The 21,487-nt window shown below is 70.5% G+C and carries 21 protein-coding genes; 19 read left to right on the top strand and 2 right to left on the bottom strand.

The window, feature by feature from the left end; translation table 11 throughout:
- Window positions 1-47: 47 nt before the first annotated feature.
- Both AB0F04_RS31505 and AB0F04_RS31500 read right to left on the bottom strand, forming a co-directional pair.
- On the bottom strand, window positions 48-1,277 hold the full coding sequence (locus AB0F04_RS31505) for a DUF349 domain-containing protein (RefSeq protein WP_362047749.1): 1,230 nt from the start codon (window positions 1,275-1,277) through the stop codon (window positions 48-50).
- A gap of 136 nt (window positions 1,278-1,413) precedes the next feature.
- The gene (locus tag AB0F04_RS31500) at window positions 1,414-2,259 is read right to left on the bottom strand and encodes a peptidylprolyl isomerase (RefSeq protein WP_362047746.1); all 846 of its coding nucleotides are present in this window, start codon (window positions 2,257-2,259) and stop codon (window positions 1,414-1,416) included.
- Between the two features lie 167 nt (window positions 2,260-2,426).
- Here AB0F04_RS31500 and AB0F04_RS31495 point away from each other — a divergent pair, with 167 nt between their 5' ends.
- The 19 genes from AB0F04_RS31495 to nusB all read left to right on the top strand — a co-directional run bounded on the left by AB0F04_RS31495 (window position 2,427) and on the right by nusB (window position 21,303).
- Complete coding sequence (locus tag AB0F04_RS31495; RefSeq protein WP_362047743.1) at window positions 2,427-3,134, top strand: MBL fold metallo-hydrolase; 708 nt, start codon at window positions 2,427-2,429, stop codon at window positions 3,132-3,134.
- Window positions 3,135-3,145: 11 nt separating this feature from the next.
- Complete coding sequence (gene hisS / locus AB0F04_RS31490; RefSeq protein ID WP_362047740.1) at window positions 3,146-4,408, top strand: histidine--tRNA ligase; 1,263 nt, start codon at window positions 3,146-3,148, stop codon at window positions 4,406-4,408.
- A 230-nt stretch (window positions 4,409-4,638) separates the two neighbouring features.
- Entirely contained in the window at window positions 4,639-5,295 is a 657-nt protein-coding gene (locus AB0F04_RS31485) for a vitamin K epoxide reductase family protein (RefSeq protein ID WP_362047737.1), read from the top strand.
- Window positions 5,296-5,351: 56 nt separating this feature from the next.
- Window positions 5,352-6,704 carry a replication-associated recombination protein A gene (locus AB0F04_RS31480; protein WP_362047734.1) on the top strand — a complete coding sequence of 451 codons (1,353 nt, stop codon included), beginning with the start codon at window positions 5,352-5,354 and terminating at the stop codon, window positions 6,702-6,704.
- A gap of 304 nt (window positions 6,705-7,008) precedes the next feature.
- On the top strand, window positions 7,009-7,623 hold the full coding sequence (rpsD, locus tag AB0F04_RS31475) for a 30S ribosomal protein S4 (RefSeq protein WP_010046470.1): 615 nt from the start codon (window positions 7,009-7,011) through the stop codon (window positions 7,621-7,623).
- Between the two features lie 178 nt (window positions 7,624-7,801).
- The gene (locus AB0F04_RS31470; RefSeq protein WP_053668304.1) at window positions 7,802-8,242 is read left to right on the top strand and encodes a DUF948 domain-containing protein; all 441 of its coding nucleotides are present in this window, start codon (window positions 7,802-7,804) and stop codon (window positions 8,240-8,242) included.
- A gap of 9 nt (window positions 8,243-8,251) precedes the next feature.
- On the top strand, window positions 8,252-8,602 hold the full coding sequence (locus AB0F04_RS31465; RefSeq protein ID WP_053668305.1) for a hypothetical protein: 351 nt from the start codon (window positions 8,252-8,254) through the stop codon (window positions 8,600-8,602).
- Complete coding sequence (gene alaS / locus AB0F04_RS31460; protein ID WP_362047729.1) at window positions 8,602-11,271, top strand: alanine--tRNA ligase; 2,670 nt, start codon at window positions 8,602-8,604, stop codon at window positions 11,269-11,271. The genes AB0F04_RS31465 and alaS overlap by 1 nt, the downstream gene beginning before the upstream one ends.
- Window positions 11,272-11,288: 17 nt before the next feature.
- The gene (gene ruvX / locus AB0F04_RS31455; protein WP_104778784.1) at window positions 11,289-11,753 is read left to right on the top strand and encodes a Holliday junction resolvase RuvX; all 465 of its coding nucleotides are present in this window, start codon (window positions 11,289-11,291) and stop codon (window positions 11,751-11,753) included.
- A 121-nt stretch (window positions 11,754-11,874) separates the two neighbouring features.
- Window positions 11,875-13,590, top strand: coding sequence for an endolytic transglycosylase MltG (gene mltG, locus AB0F04_RS31450; RefSeq protein WP_362047725.1), 1,716 nt, complete (start codon window positions 11,875-11,877; stop codon window positions 13,588-13,590).
- Window positions 13,571-14,410: a shikimate dehydrogenase gene (locus AB0F04_RS31445; RefSeq protein ID WP_362047722.1), complete on the top strand. Its 840-nt coding sequence runs from the start codon at window positions 13,571-13,573 to the stop codon at window positions 14,408-14,410. The genes mltG and AB0F04_RS31445 overlap by 20 nt, the downstream gene beginning before the upstream one ends.
- A 52-nt stretch (window positions 14,411-14,462) precedes the next feature.
- The gene (locus AB0F04_RS31440; protein ID WP_362047719.1) at window positions 14,463-14,873 is read left to right on the top strand and encodes a hypothetical protein; all 411 of its coding nucleotides are present in this window, start codon (window positions 14,463-14,465) and stop codon (window positions 14,871-14,873) included.
- A 141-nt stretch (window positions 14,874-15,014) separates the two neighbouring features.
- The gene (aroC, locus tag AB0F04_RS31435; protein ID WP_362047716.1) at window positions 15,015-16,199 is read left to right on the top strand and encodes a chorismate synthase; all 1,185 of its coding nucleotides are present in this window, start codon (window positions 15,015-15,017) and stop codon (window positions 16,197-16,199) included.
- Window positions 16,196-16,711, top strand: a complete 516-nt coding sequence (locus AB0F04_RS31430; RefSeq protein WP_362047713.1) for a shikimate kinase — start codon at window positions 16,196-16,198, stop codon at window positions 16,709-16,711. Before aroC ends, AB0F04_RS31430 begins: the two co-directional genes overlap by 4 nt.
- Window positions 16,708-17,799, top strand: a complete 1,092-nt coding sequence (aroB, locus tag AB0F04_RS31425; protein WP_362047710.1) for a 3-dehydroquinate synthase — start codon at window positions 16,708-16,710, stop codon at window positions 17,797-17,799. The genes AB0F04_RS31430 and aroB overlap by 4 nt, the downstream gene beginning before the upstream one ends.
- Before the next feature lie 163 nt (window positions 17,800-17,962).
- Complete coding sequence (locus AB0F04_RS31420; protein ID WP_362047707.1) at window positions 17,963-18,814, top strand: Pro-rich N-terminal domain-containing protein; 852 nt, start codon at window positions 17,963-17,965, stop codon at window positions 18,812-18,814.
- A 316-nt stretch (window positions 18,815-19,130) separates the two neighbouring features.
- Window positions 19,131-20,246, top strand: coding sequence for an aminopeptidase P family protein (locus tag AB0F04_RS31415; protein ID WP_362047704.1), 1,116 nt, complete (start codon window positions 19,131-19,133; stop codon window positions 20,244-20,246).
- 53 nt (window positions 20,247-20,299) lie between these two features.
- Complete coding sequence (gene efp / locus AB0F04_RS31410) at window positions 20,300-20,866, top strand: elongation factor P (protein ID WP_030843148.1); 567 nt, start codon at window positions 20,300-20,302, stop codon at window positions 20,864-20,866.
- 2 nt (window positions 20,867-20,868) lie between these two features.
- On the top strand, window positions 20,869-21,303 hold the full coding sequence (nusB, locus tag AB0F04_RS31405; RefSeq protein WP_362047701.1) for a transcription antitermination factor NusB: 435 nt from the start codon (window positions 20,869-20,871) through the stop codon (window positions 21,301-21,303).
- Window positions 21,304-21,487 lie beyond the last annotated feature (184 nt).

Here is a 21,487-nt window from a genome sequence, read left to right as displayed (position 1 = left end):
GGGGCTCCCGTACGGCGTGTACGGGAGCCCCCCTTCGCGTCGGCTGCTCAGCCTCCGAACTCCTGCAGGCCCTTCTGCGCCTGGTCCAGCAGCGCCTGCCGGCCGTCGAGCTCACGCTGGAGCTTGTCGGCCTTGGCGTTGTTGCCCTGGGCCCGGGCCTGTTCGATCTGGCCCCGCAGCTTGTCCACGGCGGCCTGCAGCTGCCCGGTCAGGCCCGCGGCACGCGCGCGTGCCTCCGGGTTCGTCCGGCGCCACTCGGCCTCCTCGGCCTCCTGGATGGCCCGCTCGACCGCGTGCATCCGGCCCTCGACCTTCGGCCGGGCGTCGCGCGGTACGTGGCCGATGGCCTCCCAGCGCTCGTTCACGTTCCGGAACGCGGCCCGGGCCGCCTTGAGGTCCGTGATCGGCAGGAGCTTCTCGGCCTCCTCGGCCAGCTCCTCCTTGAGCTTGAGGTTCTCCGACTGCTCGGCGTCCCGCTCGGCGAAGACCGAGCTGCGGGCCGCGAAGAACACGTCCTGGGCGCCGCGGAAGCGGTTCCACAGGTCGTCCTCGTGCTCGCGCTGGGCGCGGCCCGCGGCCTTCCACTCGGACATCAGCTCGCGGTAGCGCGCCGCCGTGGCGCCCCAGTCCGTCGAGTTCGACAGCGCCTCGGCCTCGGAGACCAGCCGCTCCTTGGTCTTGCGGGCCTCCTCGCGCTGCGCGTCCAGCTGCGCGAAGTGCTGCTTGCGCCGCTTGGAGAACGCCGACCGCGCGTGCGAGAACCGGTGCCACAGCTCGTCGTCGGACTTGCGGTCCAGGCGGGGCAGACCCTTCCAGGTGTCCACCAGGGCCCGCAGCCGCTCACCGGCCGCCCGCCACTGGTCGGACTGCGACAGCTCCTCCGCCTCGGCGACCAGCGCCTCCTTGGCGTGGCGGGCCTCGTCGGACTGCTTCGCCCGCTGCGCCTTGCGCTCCTCGCGGCGCGCCTCCACCAGCTCCACGAGCTTGTCCAGCCGGACCCGCAGGGCGTCCAGGTCGCCCACCACGTGGTGCGCGTCGACCTGCTCCCGGATGTGGTCGATGGCCGCCTGGGCGTCCTTCGCCGACAGGTCGGTGGTCTTCACTCGCTTCTCGAGGAGGCCGATCTCGACAACCAGGCCCTCGTACTTGCGCTCGAAATAGGCCAGCGCCTCCTCGGGGGAGCCCGCCTGCCAGGAACCGACGACCTGCTCGCCGTCGGCCGTACGCACGTACACGGTCCCCGTCTCGTCGACGCGGCCCCACGGGTCGCTGCTCACAGCGCCTCCTCCACATGATGCCAGCGGGGGGCCTCAGCTCCCCCGGGCATCGTCCACAGTTTCGTCACGGCCAACATAGGCGACCGGCGGGGGGCCTGTCCGCATCCCGCGCGACCGAAATTTCGCAGTTGGGGGGTCAGGATTTCGTGATCGTGGCCTTGTTGATCACGACCGTCGCGTTCGGCGCCGTATTGCCCGTCTGGGGGTCGGGGGCCTGCGCTCCGGCGTCCGCGATCTTCTTCAGGACCTTCATGCCCGCCTCCGACACCGTACCGAACGGCGTGTAGTCGGGGGGAAGCTGACTGTCCTGGTAGACGAGGAAGAACTGGCTTCCGCCGCTGTCGCGGCCCTGCTTCGTCTGCGCGTTGTACTGGTTCGCCATCGCGACCGTACCCGCCGGGTAGATCCCGCCCTTGAGGCTCTTGTCCTTGAGGTTCTCGTCCGGGATGGTGTAGCCCGGCCCGCCCATGCCGGTGCCCTTCGGGTCGCCGCACTGCAGGACGTAGATGCCCTGGTTCGTGAGCCGGTGGCACTTGCTGTGGTCCAGATAGCCCTTGCCGAGCAGGAAGTTGAACGAGTTGACGGTGTGCGGCGCCGCCGACGCCTTCAGCGCGACGTCTATCTCACCGCAGGTGGTGTCCAGTTTCATCGTGTACTTCGCCGACTCGTCGATGGTCATCGCCGGTTCCTTCTTCCAGGTCTCCGACTTGACCTTGCCCGGAGCCGGCTTCTCGCACGGGTCCGGGGCCTTGCTGGGCGAGGCGCTCGGGGTGACCTCCGCGTTCGCGTTCTCCTTCTTGCCGTCGTCCTCGAACGGTTTGGTCAGGAAGACCGTCACCGAGAGCACCACGACCACGCCGAGAACCGAGGCGATCACGGAGTTGCGGATACGGGCCTTGCGTCGCGCCTCCGTGCGCCGCTGCTGCTGCCGCAAGAACTTCTCCCGGGCGAGCTGACGCCGCCGCTGTTCCTGGCTGACCACCGGGTTCTCTCCTCATGGGTCTCGAACGTCGACCGGTACGCCTGCGTCCTGTGTGCCGAGCGCGTGCGTGTGACCCGTACCGTATATGGGTTCGCTGAGGAATCGGCAGCGCCGGTAGGCTCTGTGAGCAGCCGTAGCCGCCCGTATCGACACAACGAAGGACGATCGTGCTCATTGCCGGGTTCCCCGCCGGGGCCTGGGGGACGAACTGCTACCTCGTCGCCCCCGCCGCCGGTGAGGAGTGCGTGATCATCGACCCCGGCCATCAGGCCGCCGACGGCGTCGAGGAAGCGATCAGGAAGCATCGCCTCAAGCCCGTCGCCGTCGTGCTCACCCACGGCCACATCGACCACGTGGCCTCGGTCGTCCCGGTGTGCGGCGCGCACGACGTGCCGGCCTGGATCCACCCCGACGACCGGTACATGATGAGCGACCCCGAGAAGGGGATAGGCCGTTCCATCGGCATGCCGCTGCTGGGCGAGCTGACCGTGGGGGAGCCGGACGACGTCAAGGAGCTGGCCGACGGGGCGAAGCTGGAGCTGGCGGGCCTGGAGCTGTCCGTCGCGCACGCGCCCGGCCATACCAAGGGGTCGGTGACCTTCGGCATGCCCGAGGCGGCGGACGTCCCGCCCATTCTGTTCTCGGGTGACCTGCTGTTCGCCGGCTCCATCGGACGCACCGACCTGCCAGGCGGTGACATGGCCGAGATGCTCGACTCGCTGGCCCGCGTGTGCCTGCCGCTCGACGACTCGACCGTGGTGCTGTCCGGCCACGGCCCCCAGACGACCATCGGCCAGGAGCGTTCCACCAACCCGTATCTGCGGCAGGTGGCCGCCGGCCAGGGACCCGCTCAGGCTCCCCGACGAGGAATGTGACGAGACCTTCCGTGAGCACCTTCAAGGCCCCCAAGGGCACGTACGACCTGATCCCGCCGGACAGCGCGAAGTACCTCGCCGTCCGTGAGGCGATCGCCGCTCCGCTGCGCAACTCCGGCTACGGCTACATCGAGACGCCCGGCTTCGAGAACGTCGAGCTCTTCGCACGCGGGGTCGGCGAGTCCACCGACATCGTCACCAAGGAGATGTACGCCTTCGAGACCAAGGGCGGCGACCGGCTCGCCCTGCGGCCCGAGGGCACGGCCTCCGTCCTGCGCGCCGCGCTGGAGGCCAACCTGCACAAGGCCGGCAACCTCCCGGTCAAGCTCTGGTACTCCGGCTCGTACTACCGCTACGAGCGCCCCCAGAAGGGCCGCTACCGCCACTTCTCCCAGGTCGGCGCCGAGGCGATCGGTGCGGAGGACCCGGCGCTGGACGCCGAGCTGATCATCCTGGCCGACCAGGCCTACCGCTCGCTGGGCCTGAGCAACTTCCGGATCCTGCTCAACAGCCTGGGCGACCAGGAGTGCCGCCCGGTGTACCGGTCGGCGCTGCAGGAGTTCCTGCGGGGCCTGGACCTGGACGAGGACACCCTGCGCCGCGCGGAGATCAACCCGCTGCGCGTCCTGGACGACAAGCGCGAGTCAGTGCAGAAGCAGCTGGGGGACGCGCCGCTGCTGCGCGACTACCTGTGCGACGCGTGCAAGGCCTACCACGAGGAGGTCCGTGAGCTGATCACGGCGGCGGGCGTCTCCTTCGAGGACGACCCGAAGCTGGTCCGCGGCCTGGACTACTACACCCGCACCACCTTCGAGTTCGTCCACGACGGTCTCGGTTCGCAGTCCGCGGTGGGCGGCGGCGGCCGCTACGACGGCCTCTCCGAGATGATCGGCGGCCCCGCGCTGCCGTCCGTCGGCTGGGCCCTCGGTGTCGACCGCACGGTCCTCGCCCTGGAGGCGGAGGGCGTCGAGCTCGAACTGCCCGCGACCACCAGCGTGTTCGCCGTCCCGCTCGGCGAGGAGGCCCGCCGGATCCTGTTCGCCAAGGTGACCGAGCTGCGCAAGAACGGCATCGCGGCCGACTTCTCCTACGGCGGCAAGGGTCTCAAGGGCGCGATGAAGAACGCCAACCGCAGCGGCGCCCGCTACACGGTCGTCGCCGGCGAACGCGACCTCGCCGAGGGCGTCGTCCAGCTGAAGGACATGGAGTCCGGCGAGCAGACGGCGGTCGGCGTGAACGAGATCGTGGCCGAGCTGGAGGCACGGCTCGGCTGAGTCGACGCGGTGGAGGGGAAGGCGCCGGGGCCCGGCGCCTTCCCCTGTCGTGCACCTCGCGGCGAGTTCGTATGCCTGTGCTGTCCTGCGACAAGCGTTGGCCGGAACACCACTCCCGGGGACGACCGGGCCGACATCCTTATGTCCACTGAACGGTGGAGACGGGCACCTGTGCGGCACAATGGGCCCTGCCCGAAGGTGTTCAGGTCTCAAGTGACGGAATCGGCGTGATGAGCAAGACGACAGTCAAGGACGTCTCCGTGGAGCCCGAGCCGCAGCGCGCCGAGATCGCGCCCCGCGCGGAGGGCGGCAGCCGGGCCCTCGCCCTGCTGCTGGTGATCACCGGCGCGGCCGGGCTGCTCGCCGCCTGGGTCATCACGATCGACAAGTTCAAGATCCTCGAGGCCAAGGTCGAGGGCAAGACGTTCACGCCCGGGTGCAGCCTCAACCCCGTGGTCTCCTGCGGCAGCGTCATGGAGAGCAAGCAGGCCGCGGTCTTCGGTTTCCCGAACCCGATGCTCGGCCTCGTCTGCTACGGGATCGTCATCGGCGTCGGCATGGCACTGCTCGCCCGCGCCCGCTTCCCGCGCTGGTACTGGCTCACCTTCAACGCGGGCTGCCTCTTCGGCGTCGTCTTCTGCGCCTGGCTGATGTTCCAGTCCCTGTACCGGATCAACGCGCTGTGTCTGTGGTGCAGCCTGGCCTGGGTCGCCACGATCCTGATGTTCTGGTACGTGACGTCGTTCAACATCCGCAAGGGCTTCCTGCCCGCCCCGCCCTGGCTGAAGAGCTTCTTCGGCGAGTTCACCTGGGTCATGCCCGTGCTGCACATCGGCATCATCGGCATGCTGATCCTGACCCGCTGGTGGGACTTCTGGCTCAGCTGAGCCACGGGTTCCGGGGCCCGGCCGGACTGTCAGTGCCGTGATTTAGGGTTTCTGACGTGGAGCCCGACCTGTTCACCGCCGCAGCCGAAGAACGCCAGGAGAAGGAGCCGTCCAGCAGCCCCCTGGCGGTGCGGATGCGCCCGCGCACCCTCGACGAGGTCGTGGGCCAGCAGCACCTGCTGAAGCCGGGCTCACCCCTGCGCAGACTGGTCGGAGAGGCCTCCGGCCCGGCCGGGCCCTCCTCGGTGCTCCTGTGGGGCCCGCCCGGCACCGGCAAGACCACCCTGGCCTACGTCGTGTCCAAGGCGACCGACGCCCGCTTCGTGGAGCTCTCGGCGATCACCGCCGGCGTCAAGGAGGTCCGCGCGGTCATCGACGGCGCCCGCCGCGCCTCCGGCGGGTACGGCAAGGAGACCGTCCTCTTCCTCGACGAGATCCACCGCTTCAGCAAGGCCCAGCAGGACTCACTGCTCCCGGCCGTCGAGAACCGCTGGGTGACGCTCATCGCCGCGACGACGGAGAACCCGTACTTCTCGGTGATCTCCCCCCTGCTGTCCCGCTCCCTGCTGCTCACCCTCGAACCGCTCACGGACGACGACATCAGGGCCCTCATCCGGCGCGCCCTCACCGACGAGCGGGGCCTCAAGGGCGCCGTCACCCTCCCCGAGGAGACCGAGGGCCACCTCCTGCGCATCGCCGGCGGCGACGCCCGCCGCGCCCTGACCGCCCTGGAGGCGGCCGCCGGGGCCGCCCTCGACAAGGGCGAGGCGGAGATCGGCCTGACGACCCTGGAGGAGACCGTCGACCGGGCCGCCGTGAAGTACGACCGCGACGGCGACCAGCACTACGACGTGGCCAGCGCCCTGATCAAGTCCATCCGCGGCTCCGACGTCGACGCGGCCCTGCACTACCTGGCCCGGATGATCGAGGCCGGCGAGGACCCCCGCTTCATCGCCCGGCGCCTGATGATCTCCGCCAGCGAGGACATCGGCCTGGCCGACCCGACCGCCCTGCAGACGGCGGTCGCCGCCGCCCAGGCCGTCGCCATGATCGGCTTCCCCGAGGCCGCCCTCACCCTCAGCCACGCCACCATCGCCCTCGCCTTGGCGCCCAAGTCCAACGCCGCGACCACCGCGATCGGCGCCGCCCTGGAGGACGTCCGCAAGGGCCACGCCGGACCCGTGCCCGCCCACCTGCGGGACAGTCACTACAAGGGCGCGACCAAGCTCGGCCACGGCCAGGGCTACGTCTACCCGCACGACCTGCCCGAGGGCATCGCGGCCCAGCAGTACGCCCCGGACGAGCTGAAGAACCGCGAGTACTACGAGCCGACCCGGCACGGCGCGGAGGCCCGCTACGCGGACGCGGTGGAGTGGACCCGGAAGAACCTCGGTCGAAAGCGGTCCTGAGCACCCTGTAAACTCGTCCGGAGTGCCGCGTCCCGTGCAGTCAGAACGGGACGGCCGGCCGGAGCTCCGGTCCCCCGGGACCGGCTCCAGGAGCGTCGCGCACCGTCGAACGGTGTCGCGGGCAGCCCACCACCCCCCGTCCTGGGACGGGACCGGCCGGTGGGCCACTCGCGTGCTGCACGTATGTGCCCAGACCAGGGAGCGGCTGCCCACCCGGGCCCGACAGGGTTCCAGGCGGGTTTCCCCGGCTGCGGATGCGACCTCCCACAACCCTGACAAGCCGATCCAACGAAAGCGAAAAACAGTGGCGAACCAGTCCCGCCCCAAGGTCAAGAAGTCGCGTGCCCTCGGCATCGCGCTGACCCCGAAGGCCGTCAAGTACTTCGAGGCCCGTCCCTACCCCCCGGGTGAGCACGGCCGCGGCCGCAAGCAGAACTCGGACTACAAGGTCCGTCTGCTCGAGAAGCAGCGTCTGCGCGCGCAGTACGACGTGTCCGAGCGTCAGCTCGTCCGCGCCTACGAGCGTGCCTCCAAGGTCCAGGGCAAGACCGGTGAGGCCCTGATCATCGAGCTGGAGCGCCGTCTCGACGCCCTGGTCCTGCGTTCGGGCATCGCCCGCACGATCTACCAGGCCCGCCAGATGGTCGTCCACGGCCACATCGCGGTCAACGGCAAGAAGGTCGACAAGCCCTCCTTCCGTGTCCGCCCGGACGACGTCGTGCAGGTCCGCGAGCGCTCCAAGGAGAAGACCCTCTTCACGATCGCTCGTGAGGGTGGCTTCGCCCCCGACGGTGAGACCCCGCGCTACCTCCAGGTGAACCTCAAGGCCCTGGCGTTCCGCCTGGACCGTGAGCCGAACCGCAAGGAGATCCCGGTGATCTGCGACGAGCAGCTCGTCGTCGAGTACTACGCCCGCTGATCCACGGCAGGCACGCGGTACCCCGGCCCGCCGTCTCCCCGCCCCTGTGGGCGGGCGAGGCGGCGGGCTTTCGCGATCACCCCGGGGCCGGAGGGTAATCCGGTACGGAGCGCCACCCCCGGCGCGATAGGCTCGTCGCACGACTTTTTCGATGTTCAGGCACGTTTTCAGGGAGCGGGTGCACACAGTGTCCGGTGGAGAGGTTGCCGGGATCCTGGTGGCCGTCTTCTGGGCGATCCTGGTCTCCTTCCTCGCCGTCGCGCTGGCGAGGGTGGCCCAGACGCTCAAGGCGACCACCAAGCTCGTGGCGGACGTGACCGACCAGGCCGTCCCGCTGCTGGCAGACGCCTCCGCGGCGGTGCGCTCCGCGCAGACCCAGATCGACCGGGTCGACTCGATCGCCTCCGACGTCCAGGAGGTCACGTCGAACGCCTCCGCGCTGTCGACCACCGTCGCCTCCACCTTCGGCGGCCCCCTGGTCAAGGTCGCGGCCTTCGGTTACGGCGTGCGCCGGGCCCTCGGCGGCGGCAAGGAGGACGTGCCCGCCAAGGCGTCCAGGCGTACCGTGATCGTGGGCCGCACGGTCAACCGGCGCAGCGCCCGAGACAAGAGGGACTGAGAGCCAGCGATGTTCCGCCGTACCTTCTGGTTCACCACGGGCGTCGCCGCCGGTGTGTGGGCCACCACCAAGGTCAATCGCAAGCTGAAGCAGCTGACCCCCGAAAGCCTTGCCAGAACCGCCGGGAACAAGGCGATCGAGGCCGGTCACCGCATCAAGGACCGCGCGGTGGGCTTCGCGCTCGACGTCCGGGACAACATGGCCGTGCGGGAGGCCGAGTTGGGCGACGCCCTCGGGATCAACGAGAACCCCGAACTTCCCGGCCCCCGGCGCTACGCCGCCATCGAGAACCGCAGCAACCCGAAGTCCGTCGACGGCGACTGGACGACGTACTCGTACAACCGGAATGAGGACCACTGATGGAGTCGGCTGAGATTCGCCGCCGCTGGTTGAGCTTCTTCGAGGAGCGCGGTCACACCGTCGTCCCTTCGGCGTCGCTCATCGCGGACGACCCGACTCTGCTCCTCGTCCCGGCCGGCATGGTGCCCTTCAAGCCCTACTTCCTGGGTGAGGTCAAGCCGCCCTTCGCCCGCGCCACCAGCGTCCAGAAGTGCGTGCGCACGCCGGACATCGAGGAGGTCGGCAAGACCACCCGGCACGGCACGTTCTTCCAGATGTGCGGCAACTTCTCCTTCGGCGACTACTTCAAGGAAGGCGCCATCAAGCACGCCTGGGAGCTGCTCACCAGCCCCCAGGACAAGGGCGGTTACGGCCTCGACCCCGAGCGCCTGTGGATCACCGTCTACAAGGACGACGACGAGGCCGAGCGCATCTGGCACGAGGTCGTCGGCGTGCCGAAGGAGCGCATCCAGCGCCTGGGCAAGAAGGACAACTACTGGGACATGGGCGTCCCCGGCCCCTGCGGCCCCTGCTCCGAGATCAACTACGACCGCGGCCCCGAGTTCGGCGTCGAGGGCGGCCCCGCCGTCAACGACGAGCGGTACGTGGAGATCTGGAACCTCGTCTTCATGCAGTACGAGCGGGGTGAGGGCCCGGGCAAGGACTACCCGATCCTCGGAGACCTGCCCAGCAAGAACATCGACACCGGCCTCGGTCTCGAGCGCCTCGCCATGATTCTGCAGGGCGTGCAGAACATGTACGAGATCGACACCTCGATGGCCGTCATCGACAAGGCCACCGAGCTGACCGGCGTCCGCTACGGCGACGCCCACGACTCGGACGTCTCCCTGCGCGTGGTCACCGACCACATGCGCACCTCCGTCATGCTCATCGGCGACGGTGTCACCCCCGGCAACGAGGGCCGCGGCTACGTCCTGCGCCGCATCATGCGCCGCGCCATCCGCAACATGCGCCTGCTCGGCGCCACCGGCCCGGTCGTCAAGGACCTGATCGACACCGTGATCGGCATGATGGGCCAGCAGTACCCCGAGCTCATCACCGACCGCGAGCGCATCGAGAAGGTCGCCCTCGCCGAGGAGAACGCCTTCCTCAAGACGCTGAAGGCCGGCACCAACATCCTCGACACGGCCGTCACGGACACCAAGGCCGCCGGCGGCACCGTCCTGCCCGGCGACAAGGCCTTCCTGCTCCACGACACCTGGGGCTTCCCGATCGACCTCACCCTGGAGATGGCCGCCGAGCAGGGCCTGTCCGTGGACGAGGACGGCTTCCGGCGCCTGATGAAGGAGCAGCGGGAGCGCGCCAAGGCCGACGCCCAGGCCAAGAAGACCGGGCACGCCGGCGCCGGCGCCTACCGCGAGATCGCCGACCAGGCCGGTGCCACCGACTTCATCGGCTACACCGACACCGAGAGCGAGTCCACGATCGTCGGCATCCTGGTCGACGGTGCCTCCTCCCCGGCCGCCACCGAGGGCGACGAGGTCGAGATCGTCCTGGACCGCACCCCCTTCTACGCCGAGGGCGGCGGCCAGATCGGCGACACCGGCCGGATCAAGGTCGACACCGGTGCCGTCATCGAGATCCGCGACTGCCAGAAGCCGGTGCCGGGCGTGTACGTCCACAAGGGCGTCGTCCAGGTCGGCGAGGTCACCGTCGGGGCCAAGGCCCACGCCTCGATCGACGACCGCCGCCGCAAGGCCATCGCCCGCGCCCACTCGGCCACCCACCTGACGCACCAGGCCCTGCGCGACGCCCTCGGCCCGACGGCCGCCCAGGCCGGTTCCGAGAACCAGCCCGGCCGCTTCCGCTTCGACTTCGGCTCCCCGTCCGCCGTCCCGACGGCCGTGATGACCGACGTCGAGCAGAAGATCAACGAGGTGCTCGCCCGCGACCTCGACGTCCGTGCCGACGTCATGGGCATCGAGGAGGCCAAGAAGCAGGGCGCCATCGCCGAGTTCGGCGAGAAGTACGGCGAGCGCGTCCGCGTGGTGACCATCGGCGACTTCTCCAAGGAGCTGTGCGGCGGTACCCACGTGCACAACACCGCCCAGCTGGGCCTGGTGAAGCTGCTCGGCGAGTCCTCCATCGGCTCCGGTGTGCGCCGGATCGAGGCCCTGGTCGGTGTGGACGCCTACAACTTCCTCGCCCGTGAGCACACGGTCGTCGCCCAGCTCCAGGAACTGATCAAGGGCCGTCCGGAGGAGCTCCCGGAGAAGGTCTCCGCCATGCTCGGCAAGCTGAAGGACGCCGAGAAGGAGATCGAGAAGTTCCGCGCCGAGAAGGTCCTCCAGGCCGCCGCCGGTCTCGCCGAGTCCGCCAAGGACGTCCGTGGCGTTGCTGTCGTGACCGGTCAGGTCCCGGACGGCACGACCGCCGACGACCTCCGCAAGCTCGTTCTCGACGTGCGTGGACGCATCCAGGGCGGACGGGCCGCCGTCGTCGCCCTGTTCACAGTGGCGAACGGTAAGCCGCTGACGGTCATCGCCACCAACGAGGCCGCCCGCGAGCGCGGTCTGAAGGCCGGCGACCTGGTCCGCACGGCCGCCAAGACCCTCGGCGGCGGCGGTGGCGGCAAGCCGGACGTCGCCCAGGGCGGAGGCCAGAACCCGGCCGCCATCGGTGACGCCGTGGACGCCGTCGAGCGCCTGGTCACCGAGACGGCCAAGTAAGAGACGGGTCGGACAGCATGCGCAGAGGACGTCGACTCGCGATCGACGTCGGGGACGCCCGCATCGGGGTCGCCTCGTGCGACCCCGACGGGATCCTCGCCACCCCGGTGGAGACGGTCCCGGGGCGTGACATCCCCGCAGCTCAGCGGCGGTTGAAGCAACTCGTCGAGGAGTATGAGCCCTTGGAGGTCGTGGTCGGGCTCCCGCGCTCCCTCAAGGGGGGCGAGGGTCCGGCCGCGGTCAAGGTCCGGGGCTTCACCCAGGAACTGGCCCGCATGATCTCCCCGGTTCCGGTGAGACTCGTCGATGAACGCATGACGACGGTGACGGCCAGTCAGGGACTGCGCGCCTCGGGCGTGAAATCCAAGAAGGGCCGGTCCGTCATCGACCAGGCAGCGGCCGTGATCATTCTGCAACAGGCCCTCGAATCCGAACGGATGTCAGGTAAAGCACCCGGCGAAGGCGTCGAAGTGGTCATCTGATCGCGATACGGTAACGTTCCGCGCGATGCGACGGCGTTCGAACAGCCGCCGCACAGCAAGAGGCGGGACGGGAGCCGGGCCGGAAGCCGCGCGACCGCCGCCTCGCGGCTCTAGGGGATCGATGACTGAGTATGGCCGGGGCCAAGGCTCCGAACCGTGGCATCCGGAGGACCCGTTGTACGGGGACGGCGGATGGGGCGGGCAGCAGGCCCACCAGGGTCAGCAGTCCCCCTACGGCGGCCAGCCACAGCCCTATCCAGAGCAGCCGCAGCAGTCGCAGTACGGCGACTGGGGCACCGGTGATCAGACCGGATACGGTCAGGCGCAGCAGCAGTACCCGTACGACCAGCAGTACGCGGCACAGGCCCACGGGCACCAGCAGTACCCCGGCCAGCACGACCCCGGACAGCACCAGCCCCAGGGCTACCACCAGCAGCAGTACGACACCGGCGGCTGGGCCAACGACCCTCACCAGCAGGCCTCGTACCCGGGTGATCCGCAGGATCCGTACGGGCAGCAGGCCGATGCGTACGGCGGGGGCCAGCAGGACTACTACGACCCGCCTGAGACGTATCCACCCGCGGAGCCGTCCGGCCGGCGTGCGGCCGAACCCGCCCCCGAGCCGGAGTGGGACCCAGGCCCGGACCAGGGCGAACACGCCTTCTTCGCGGGCGGGGACGACGATGACGACGGCGCGGAGCCGGAGGGACGTCGCGGTCGCGACGACAAGCGGGGACGCGGCGGCGGCAAACCGAAGAAGCGCCGCAACGGCATGGCCTGCCTGCTGGTCGCCGTGATCCTCGGCGGCGGCCTGGCAGGCGTCAGTTACTTCGGCTACCAGTTCTACCAGGATCGCTTCGGCGACGCCCCGGACTTCGCGGGTGGGGGGAACGGGCAGCAGGTGACGGTCGAGATCCCCGAGGGCGCCCTCGGGTACAAGATCGGCCAGGTGCTGAAGGACGCGGGGGTCGTCAAGAGCGTCGACGCGTTCGTCGCGGCCCAGCAGAGCAACCCGGACGGCAAGGGCATCCAGGACGGCGTGTACACGCTGCAGAAGCAAATGTCCGCCGAGAGCGCGGTCGAGTTGATGCTCAGCCCCAAGAGCCGCGACAACCTGATCATCGCGGAGGGCAAGCGCAACGCCGACATCTACCGGCTCATCGACAAGCGCCTCAAGGTCAAGGACGGCACCACGGCGGCGGTCGCCGAGAAGGACTACAAGAAGCTCGGCCTGCCTGCCTGGGCGCTGAATCATCCGAAGGTCAAGGATCCGCTGGAAGGATTCCTCTATCCGTCGAGCTACGGCGTCAGCAAGGGGCAGAAGCCCGAGGCCGTGCTCAAGCAGATGGTGGCTCGCGCCACCGCGACGTACGAGAAGGCCGGCGTCGAGAAGAAGGCCGAGAGCCTCGGACTCGAGAACCCGTGGCAGCTGGTCACCGTCGCGAGTCTCGTTCAGGCCGAGGGCAAGACGCACGATGACTTCCGGAAGATGGCCGAGGTGGTCTACAACCGCCTCAAGCCGACCAACACGGAGACCAACCAACTGCTCCAGTTCGACTCGACCTTCAACTACCTGAAGAACGAGAGCAACATTCACATCAGCGAGTCCGAGATCAACAGCAACAAGGACCCGTACAACACGTACACCAACAAGGGCCTGCCGCCGGGCCCGATCGGGAATCCCGGGGACGTCGCGTTGCAGGCGGCTCTGAACCCCACGAAGGACGGTTGGATCTACTTCGTGGCGACTGATGGTGTGAGCAAGACCGAGTTCGCCAAGACCCATGCGCAGTTCCTGAAGTTGAAGGAAAAGTTCGATGCCAGCTCGGGCAACTGACGCCCGCCGTGCCGGAGTGCTCGGCAGCCCCATCGCCCACTCCCTCTCCCCGGTACTGCACCGCGCGGCGTATGCGGAACTGGGTCTGAGCGACTGGTCGTACGACCGCTTCGAGATCGACGAGGCGAAGCTGCCGGGCTTCATCGAGAAGCTCGGGCCCGAGTGGGCCGGGCTCTCGCTGACCATGCCGTTGAAGCGGGCCGTCATCCCCCTGCTGGACGAGGTCAGCGAAACTGCCGCGTCGGTGGAGGCGGTCAACACCGTCGTGTTCACCGAGGACGGCCGCCGTATCGGCGACAACACCGACATCCCCGGCATCGTCGCAGCGCTGCGCGAGCACGGCATCGAGCAGGTCGACTCCGCCGCCATCCTCGGCGCCGGCGCCACCGCCTCCTCCGCGCTGGCCGCCCTGTCCCGGATCTGCCCGGGCGAGATCGCCGTGTACGTGCGCAGCGAGGCCCGGGCCGCCGAGATGCGGCAGTGGGCGGAGCGCCTCGACGTCGCCGTCCGGATCGCGGACTGGGCGGACGCCGAGCAGGCCCTGCGCGCCCCTCTGGTGATCAGCACCACGCCGGCCGGAGTCACCGACGCCCTCGCCCGGTCCGTTCCGGAGCGCCCGGCAGCCCTCTTCGACGTCCTGTACGACCCCTGGCCGACCGACCTCGCCGCCCGCTGGTCGGGGTACGGCGGTGCCGTCGTCAGCGGTCTCGACCTGCTGGTGCACCAGGCAGTGCTCCAGGTCGAGCAGATGACGGGGCGGGCACCGGCGCCCCTGGACGCCATGCGAAAAGCGGGCGAGCGCGCTCTCGCCGGCCGATAAGATCCGCTCTCGGTTCCGCAGGGGGCGGAACAGGGGGAGGGGAACGTCCGTCATGTCCACAGGCCTGCCTCAGGCGTCCGTCAAGTCCCAGATATTCGAGTCCCTGCTGGGATTCCTGCCCGACTGGGTGCAGATCACGGTGCTCGCTCTCATCGTGCTCGCCGTCGTGGCGTCCTGGGTCGTCAAGATCAAACGCAAGATCGCCTACCGGCGTGCCCTCCGGAACGGTCAGCCGGTGCACGCCGCCGCCCGGTACGGGCAGGGGCGCGGCGCGGACCACCTGGGGCAGTACGCGCCTCAGCAGCAGACCCGGCCGGGACAGCAGGGCAGCGGGGCCGACCACCTGGGGGCCTACGCCCCGCAGGTCCAGCAGGCGCGGCAGCCGAGCGGTGCCGACTTCCTCGGGGCGTACGCGCCACCGCAGCGTCAGGGCGAGGGCCCGTCCGCGAACGCGTCCGCTTGATGGACCGGCCGCCGGGCGAAGGGCCCCGGCGTGGGAGGATCGGAGACGGTGGACCGGGCCGCGCACCCGGTCACGCCGTCGCCGTACGCGACGAGGCGCGTACGCAGGGCAGTACCAGAGCGCGAGCACTGAGGAGCACCGTTGAGCAGGTTGCGCTGGCTGACCGCGGGGGAGTCCCACGGTCCCGCACTCGTCGCGACGCTGGAGGGCCTTCCCGCCGGCGTGCCGATCACCACGGACATGGTGGCGGACCATCTCGCGAGGCGGCGCCTGGGCTATGGGCGCGGTGCCCGGATGAAGTTCGAGCGTGACGAGGTCACCTTCCTCGGCGGCGTCCGGCACGGCCTCACCCTCGGCTCCCCGGTCGCGATCATGGTGGGCAACACCGAGTGGCCGAAGTGGGAACAGGTCATGGCCGCCGACCCGGTCGACCCGGAGATCCTCGACGGGCTCGCCCGCAACGCCCCGCTGACCCGGCCGCGCCCCGGCCACGCCGACCTCGCGGGCATGCAGAAGTACGGCTTCGACGAGGCCCGGCCGATCCTGGAGCGCGCATCCGCCCGTGAGACCGCCGCCCGGGTCGCCCTGGGTGCGGTGGCCCGCTCGTACCTGAAGGAGACCACCGGCGTCGAGATCGTCTCGCACGTGGTGGAGCTGGCGGCGGCGAAGGCGCCCAAGGGCGTGTACCCGACGCCCGCCGACGTCGAGAAGCTGGACGCTGACCCCGTGCGCTGCCTGGACGCGGACGCCTCGAAGGCGATGGTCGCCGAGATCGACCAGGCCCACAAGGACGGCGACACCCTCGGCGGTGTGGTCGAGATCCTCGCGTACGGCGTGCCCGTCGGCCTCGGTTCGCACGTGCACTGGGACCGCAAGCTGGACGCCCGGCTCGCCGGTGCCCTCATGGGCATCCAGGCGATCAAGGGCGTCGAGATCGGCGACGGTTTCGAGCTGGCGCGGGTGCCCGGCTCCAAGGCGCACGACGAGATCGTCAGGACCGACGACGGCATCCGGCGCACCACCGGCCGCTCCGGCGGCACCGAGGGCGGTCTGACCACCGGTGAGCTGCTGCGCGTCCGCGCCGCGATGAAGCCGATCGCGACCGTGCCGCGCGCCCTGCAGACCGTGGACGTCACCACCGGCGAGGCGGCGCAGGCCCACCACCAGCGCTCCGACGTCTCCGCGGTCCCGGCCGCCGGCATCGTCGCCGAGGCCATGGTGGCCCTGGTGCTCGCGGACGCGGTCGCGGAGAAGTTCGGCGGCGACTCGGTGGCCGAGACCCGCCGCAACGTGACGTCGTACCTCGACAACCTCGCCATCCGATGAGCGGCCCGCTGGTCGTCCTGGTCGGCCCGATGGGCGTGGGCAAGTCCACCGTGGGGCAGCTGCTGGCCGAGCGGCTCGGCGCCTCCTACCGGGACACCGACGACGACATCGTCGCCGAGCAGGGCCGGACCGTCGCCGAGATCTTCGTGGACGAGGGCGAGCCCGCCTTCCGCGCGATCGAGAAGGCCGCCGTGCACCGGGCGCTCGCCGAGCACGACGGCGTCCTGGCCCTGGGCGGCGGCGCGATCCTCGACGCCGACACGCGCGCTCTGCTCGCCGGGCAGCGGGTGGCGTACCTGTCGATGGACGTCGAGGAGGCGGTCAAGCGCACCGGCCTCAACGCGGCCCGCCCCCTGCTCGCGGTCAACCCGCGCAAGCAGTGGCGGGAGCTGATGGAGGCCCGCCGCCACCTGTACGAAGAGGTCGCCACGGCCGTGGTCGCCACCGACGGCCGGACGCCCGAAGAGGTCACCGAAGCCGCCTTGGACGCACTGGAGTTGAAGGAAGCATGAGCGAGGCAGTCACCCGGATCCAGGTCGGCGGCACGGCGGGCACCGACCCGTACGAGGTCCTGGTGGGCCGGCAGTTGCTGGGCGAACTCGGCGGGCTGATCGGCGAGAAGGCCCAGCGGGTCGCGATCCTCCACCCCGAGGCGCTGGCCGAGACCGGTGACGCGCTGCGCGCCGACCTGGCCGAGCAGGGCTACGAGGCCATCGCCATCCAGGTGCCCAACGCGGAGGAGGCCAAGACCGCCGAGGTCGCCGCCTACTGCTGGAAGGCGCTCGGCCAGTCCGGGTTCACGCGCACGGACGTCGTCGTCGGCGTCGGCGGCGGCGCGACCACGGACCTCGCCGGGTTCGTGGCCGCCACCTGGCTGCGCGGAGTGCGCTGGATCGCGATCCCCACGACCGTGCTCGCCATGGTGGACGCGGCCGTCGGCGGCAAGACCGGCATCAACACCGCCGAGGGCAAGAACCTCGTCGGCGCATTCCACCCGCCCGCCGGCGTGCTCTGCGACCTGTCCGCGCTGGACTCCCTGCCGGTCAACGACTACGTCTCCGGCCTCGCCGAGGTCATCAAGGCCGGCTTCATCGCCGACCCGGTGATCCTGGACCTCATCGAGTCCGACCCCGAGGCGGCCCGCACCCCGGCCGGCCCGCACACCGCCGAGCTCATCGAGCGCTCCATCCGGGTCAAGGCCGACGTCGTGTCGTCGGACCTGAAGGAGTCGGGCCTGCGGGAGATCCTCAACTACGGGCACACGCTCGGCCACGCCATCGAGAAGAACGAGCGCTACAAGTGGCGCCACGGCGCGGCCGTCTCGGTCGGCATGCACTTCGCCGCCGAACTGGGACGCCTGGCGGGCCGGCTGGACGACGCGACGGCCGACCGCCACCGCACGATCCTCGAAGCGGTCGGACTGCCCCTGCACTACCGGTACGACCAGTGGCCCAAGCTGCTGGAGACCATGAAGGTCGACAAGAAGTCCCGCGGCAACCTGCTGCGCTTCATCGTCCTCGACGGGCTGGCCAAGCCCACCGTCCTGGAGGGGCCCGACCCGGCCGTGCTGCTCGCCGCGTACGGCGAAGTCGGGCAGTAAGTCCTCCGGCGCGCCTTCCGCCCGAATTCACCTTGCGGGATTGGGCACTTCGGGCCGCCCCCGGCCGTTCACACATCGACGACCGGGGGCGGTACCGTTCGGTAGCAGGGGGATTCCGCCCCCTGTCAGCGCCCATCGCCTGTACGAGACGGAGTGGCACCGGATGCAGCACGCAGTGGGTTCTCCGCTGCCGCCGCCCCATCAGCCGGGGCACGGACCGGCCACGGGCTGGTCGCCGGCCGCACATCACCCGGTCCCGCCGAACGCGGGCGCCCACCAGGGCTCGGTGCCCGCACCCCCGCCGCCCCCGGCGCCGGGATATCCGGCGCCCCCGCCCGGACCGGCCCCCGCTTCCGCCCCGTCGGCGCCGGATACCACCGGTCATGTACCGCTGCCGCCCGGCGGCCCCGTCGCCATGCCCATGGCCCCGCCCGCCGCGACGGTTCCCGACCCCGCCGGCACGACACTCGCGGTGCTGCTCATCGGCCCCGCGGGTGCGGGCAAGACCAGCGTCGCCAAGTACTGGGCGGACCACCGCCGGGTCCCCACGGCCCACATCAGCCTCGACGACGTACGCGAGTGGGTCCGCTCCGGCTTCGCCGACCCCCAGTCCGGGTGGAACGACAACTCCGAGGCGCAGTACCGCCTGGCCCGCCGCACCTGCGGCTTCGCCGCGCGGAACTTCCTGGCCAACGGCATCTCGTGCATCCTCGACGACGCGGTCTTCCCCGACCGTCCGGTCGTCGGCCTCGGCGGCTGGAAGCGCCACGTCGGACCGGGCCTGCTGCCGGTCGTCCTCCTGCCCGGGCTGGACGTCGTCCTCGAACGCAACGCGGAGCGCTCGGGCAACCGGCGGCTGTCGGACGAAGAGGTCGCCCGCATCCACGGCCGCATGGCCGGCTGGTACGGATCCGGCCTGCCGATCATCGACAACTCCCAGCTGGACGTCCCGGACACGGCGCGCGTCCTGGACGACGTCCTGGCCCGCTCCATCGCCAGCCCACCCCCCTGGTGAGCAGCGCCCCGTAGGGGCGCGGGGAACTGCGCGACAAGTCCCCACAAAGCCGCGGACGGCACACAAGGGTGCGCCCGTAAGGGGGCGCGGGGAACTGCGCGGCAAGTCCCCACAAAGCCGCGGACGGCACACAAGGGTGCGCCGTAAGGGGGCGCGGGGAACTGCGCGGCAAGCCCCCACACCCCCGCGGACGGCACACAACCCCGCGCGGCACGACCCCTCCCGCACAGCACCCCACCCACCCGGACACATCCGCCACCGCCCACTCAGACGCCCTCAACCGGCACGAAACCGGCGGAGCTCATACGCTCGGGTCATGTCAGAGGTGTACGCGGCCCGCCGGACGCGTCTGAGGGAATACTGCAACGCGGGCGGCAGCGCGGCGGCGCTGGTCTCCCGCCCCGCCAACGTGCGCTATCTCGCGGGCGCCGCCCCGCACGGCGCCGTTCTGCTGCTGGGCAGGACCGAGGAGCAGGACCTCCTGGTCTGTGCCGGGCCGACGGCCGACCGCCCCACCCAGGAGCGTCCCGACGAGGCCCTGCGGGTCCACACCCTGCCCGGAGTCGGCGGCGGTGACCCGGCCGTCGCGGCGGCACGCCTCGCCGTGGGCCAAGGCGCCGACTCCCTCGCCGTGGAGGAGCACCACCTCACCGTGGCCCGGCACCGCGCCCTCGGCTCGGTCGCCCCCGGGCTGCGCCTGGCGGGCCTGGGCAGCGCGGTGGAGCAGCTCAGGGTCGTCAAGGACGAGGAGGAGATCTCCTGTCTGCGCATCGGCGCCGAGATCGCCGACCAGGCCCTCGGTGAGCTGCTGGAGTCGATCCTCGTCGGCCGGACCGAGCGCCACCTCGCCCTGGAACTGGAGCGGCGGCTCGTGGACCACGGGGCGGACGGGCCGGCCTTCCCGACCTCTGTCGCCACCGGCCCGAACTCCGGCCGGCCCGGACACCGGCCCACCGACCGCCGCGTCGAGGAGGGCGACTTCCTCTCCGTGTGCCTCGGCGCGACGTACCGCGGCTACCGCTGCGAGATCGGCCGCACGTTCGTCATCGGCACCGCTCCCGCGGACTGGCAGATCGAGCTGTACGACCTGGTCTTCGCAGCCCAGCGGGCCGGGCGTGAGAGCCTGGTACCCGGCGCCGCCTGCCGGGACGTCGACCGCGCCGCCCGCCAGGTCCTGGACTCCGCGGGGTACACGGAAGGCCTCACAGTCCTGACCGGACACGGTGTAGGGCTCGAAATCGACGAGGACCCTCAATTGAGTCCCGCGGCCATGGGTAAACTGGACGCTTGCGTGCCAGTCACCGTCGAACCGGGAGTCCACCTCCCGGGCCGGGGCGGTGTCCGGATCGATGACACGCTCGTCGTCCGCCCCGAGGCGGACGGCGGACCCGAGCTACTCACCATCACGACCAAGGAGCTGCTCGCCCTGTAGCCAGGCAGGTGCGTGCCCCGGGGTCGTACGTCAGTCCAGGAGATTCCGCAACCGTGGCTTCCACGAACGACCTCAAGAACGGCATGGTGCTCAAGCTCGAAGGCGGCCAGCTCTGGTCCGTCGTCGAGTTCCAGCACGTCAAGCCCGGCAAGGGCCCGGCCTTCGTGCGCACCAAGCTCAAGAACGTGCTCTCCGGCAAGGTCGTCGACAAGACCTTCAACGCCGGCGTCAAGGTCGAAACGGCCACCGTCGACAAGCGCGACATGCAGTTCTCCTACATGGACGGCGAGTACTTCGTCTTCATGGACATGGAGACCTACGACCAGCTCCACGTCGACAAGAAGGCCGTCGGCGACGCCGCGAACTTCCTGATCGAGGGCTTCACCGCCACCGTCGCGCAGCACGAGGGCGAGGTGCTCTTCGTGGAGCTGCCCGCCGCCGTCGAGCTCGTCATCCAGGAGACCGAGCCGGGCGTCCAGGGCGACCGCTCCACCGGCGGCACCAAGCCCGCCATCCTGGAGACCGGCCACCAGATCAACGTGCCCCTCTTCATCACCACCGGTGAGAAGATCAAGGTCGACACCCGCACCAGCGACTACCTCGGCCGGGTGAACAGCTAACCGTGGCTGCCCGCAACACGGCCCGAAAGCGCGCCTTCCAGATCCTCTTCGAGGCAGACCAGCGCGGCGCCGAGGTGCTGACCGTCCTCGCGGACTGGGTCCGGCTGTCCCGGTCGGACACCCGGCAGCCGCCGGTCAGCGAGTACACGATGGAGCTGGTCGAGGGCTACGCGAAGTACGCGAAGCGCATCGACGAGCTCATCGCGCAGTACTCCGTCGGCTGGACCCTCGACCGGATGCCCGTCGTCGACCGCAACATCCTGCGGCTCGGCGCCTACGAGCTGATCTGGGTCGACGCGACGCCGGACGCCGTCGTCCTCGACGAGATGGTGCAGCTGGCGAAGGAGTTCTCCACGGACGAGTCGCCCTCGTTCGTGAACGGCCTGCTCGGCCGGCTGAAGGAACTCAAGCCCTCGCTCCGCCGCGACGAGGTCTGAGACGGACCACATGCCGGAGGGCCCGCAGCGTCACCGCTGCGGGGCCCCCCCCCGGCCCCGCCCGCCCCCCGCGGGGGGGCGGCCCTCCGCGGTGGCCGGGCGGCGCGTTGGCGCCGCGGGGGGCCCGGCGCCACCGCGCGCGGGGGGCCCCGGGGGGGGGCCCGCCCGCGCCCCCCCCCCCCCT

It is taken from the genome of Streptomyces sp. NPDC029041 (assembly GCF_040637515.1).
In the GTDB taxonomy this organism is placed as follows: Bacteria; Actinomycetota; Actinomycetes; order Streptomycetales; family Streptomycetaceae; genus Streptomyces.
Note: the sequence above shows the minus strand (reverse complement) of the source record. Positions and strands in the feature narration are given on the sequence as shown.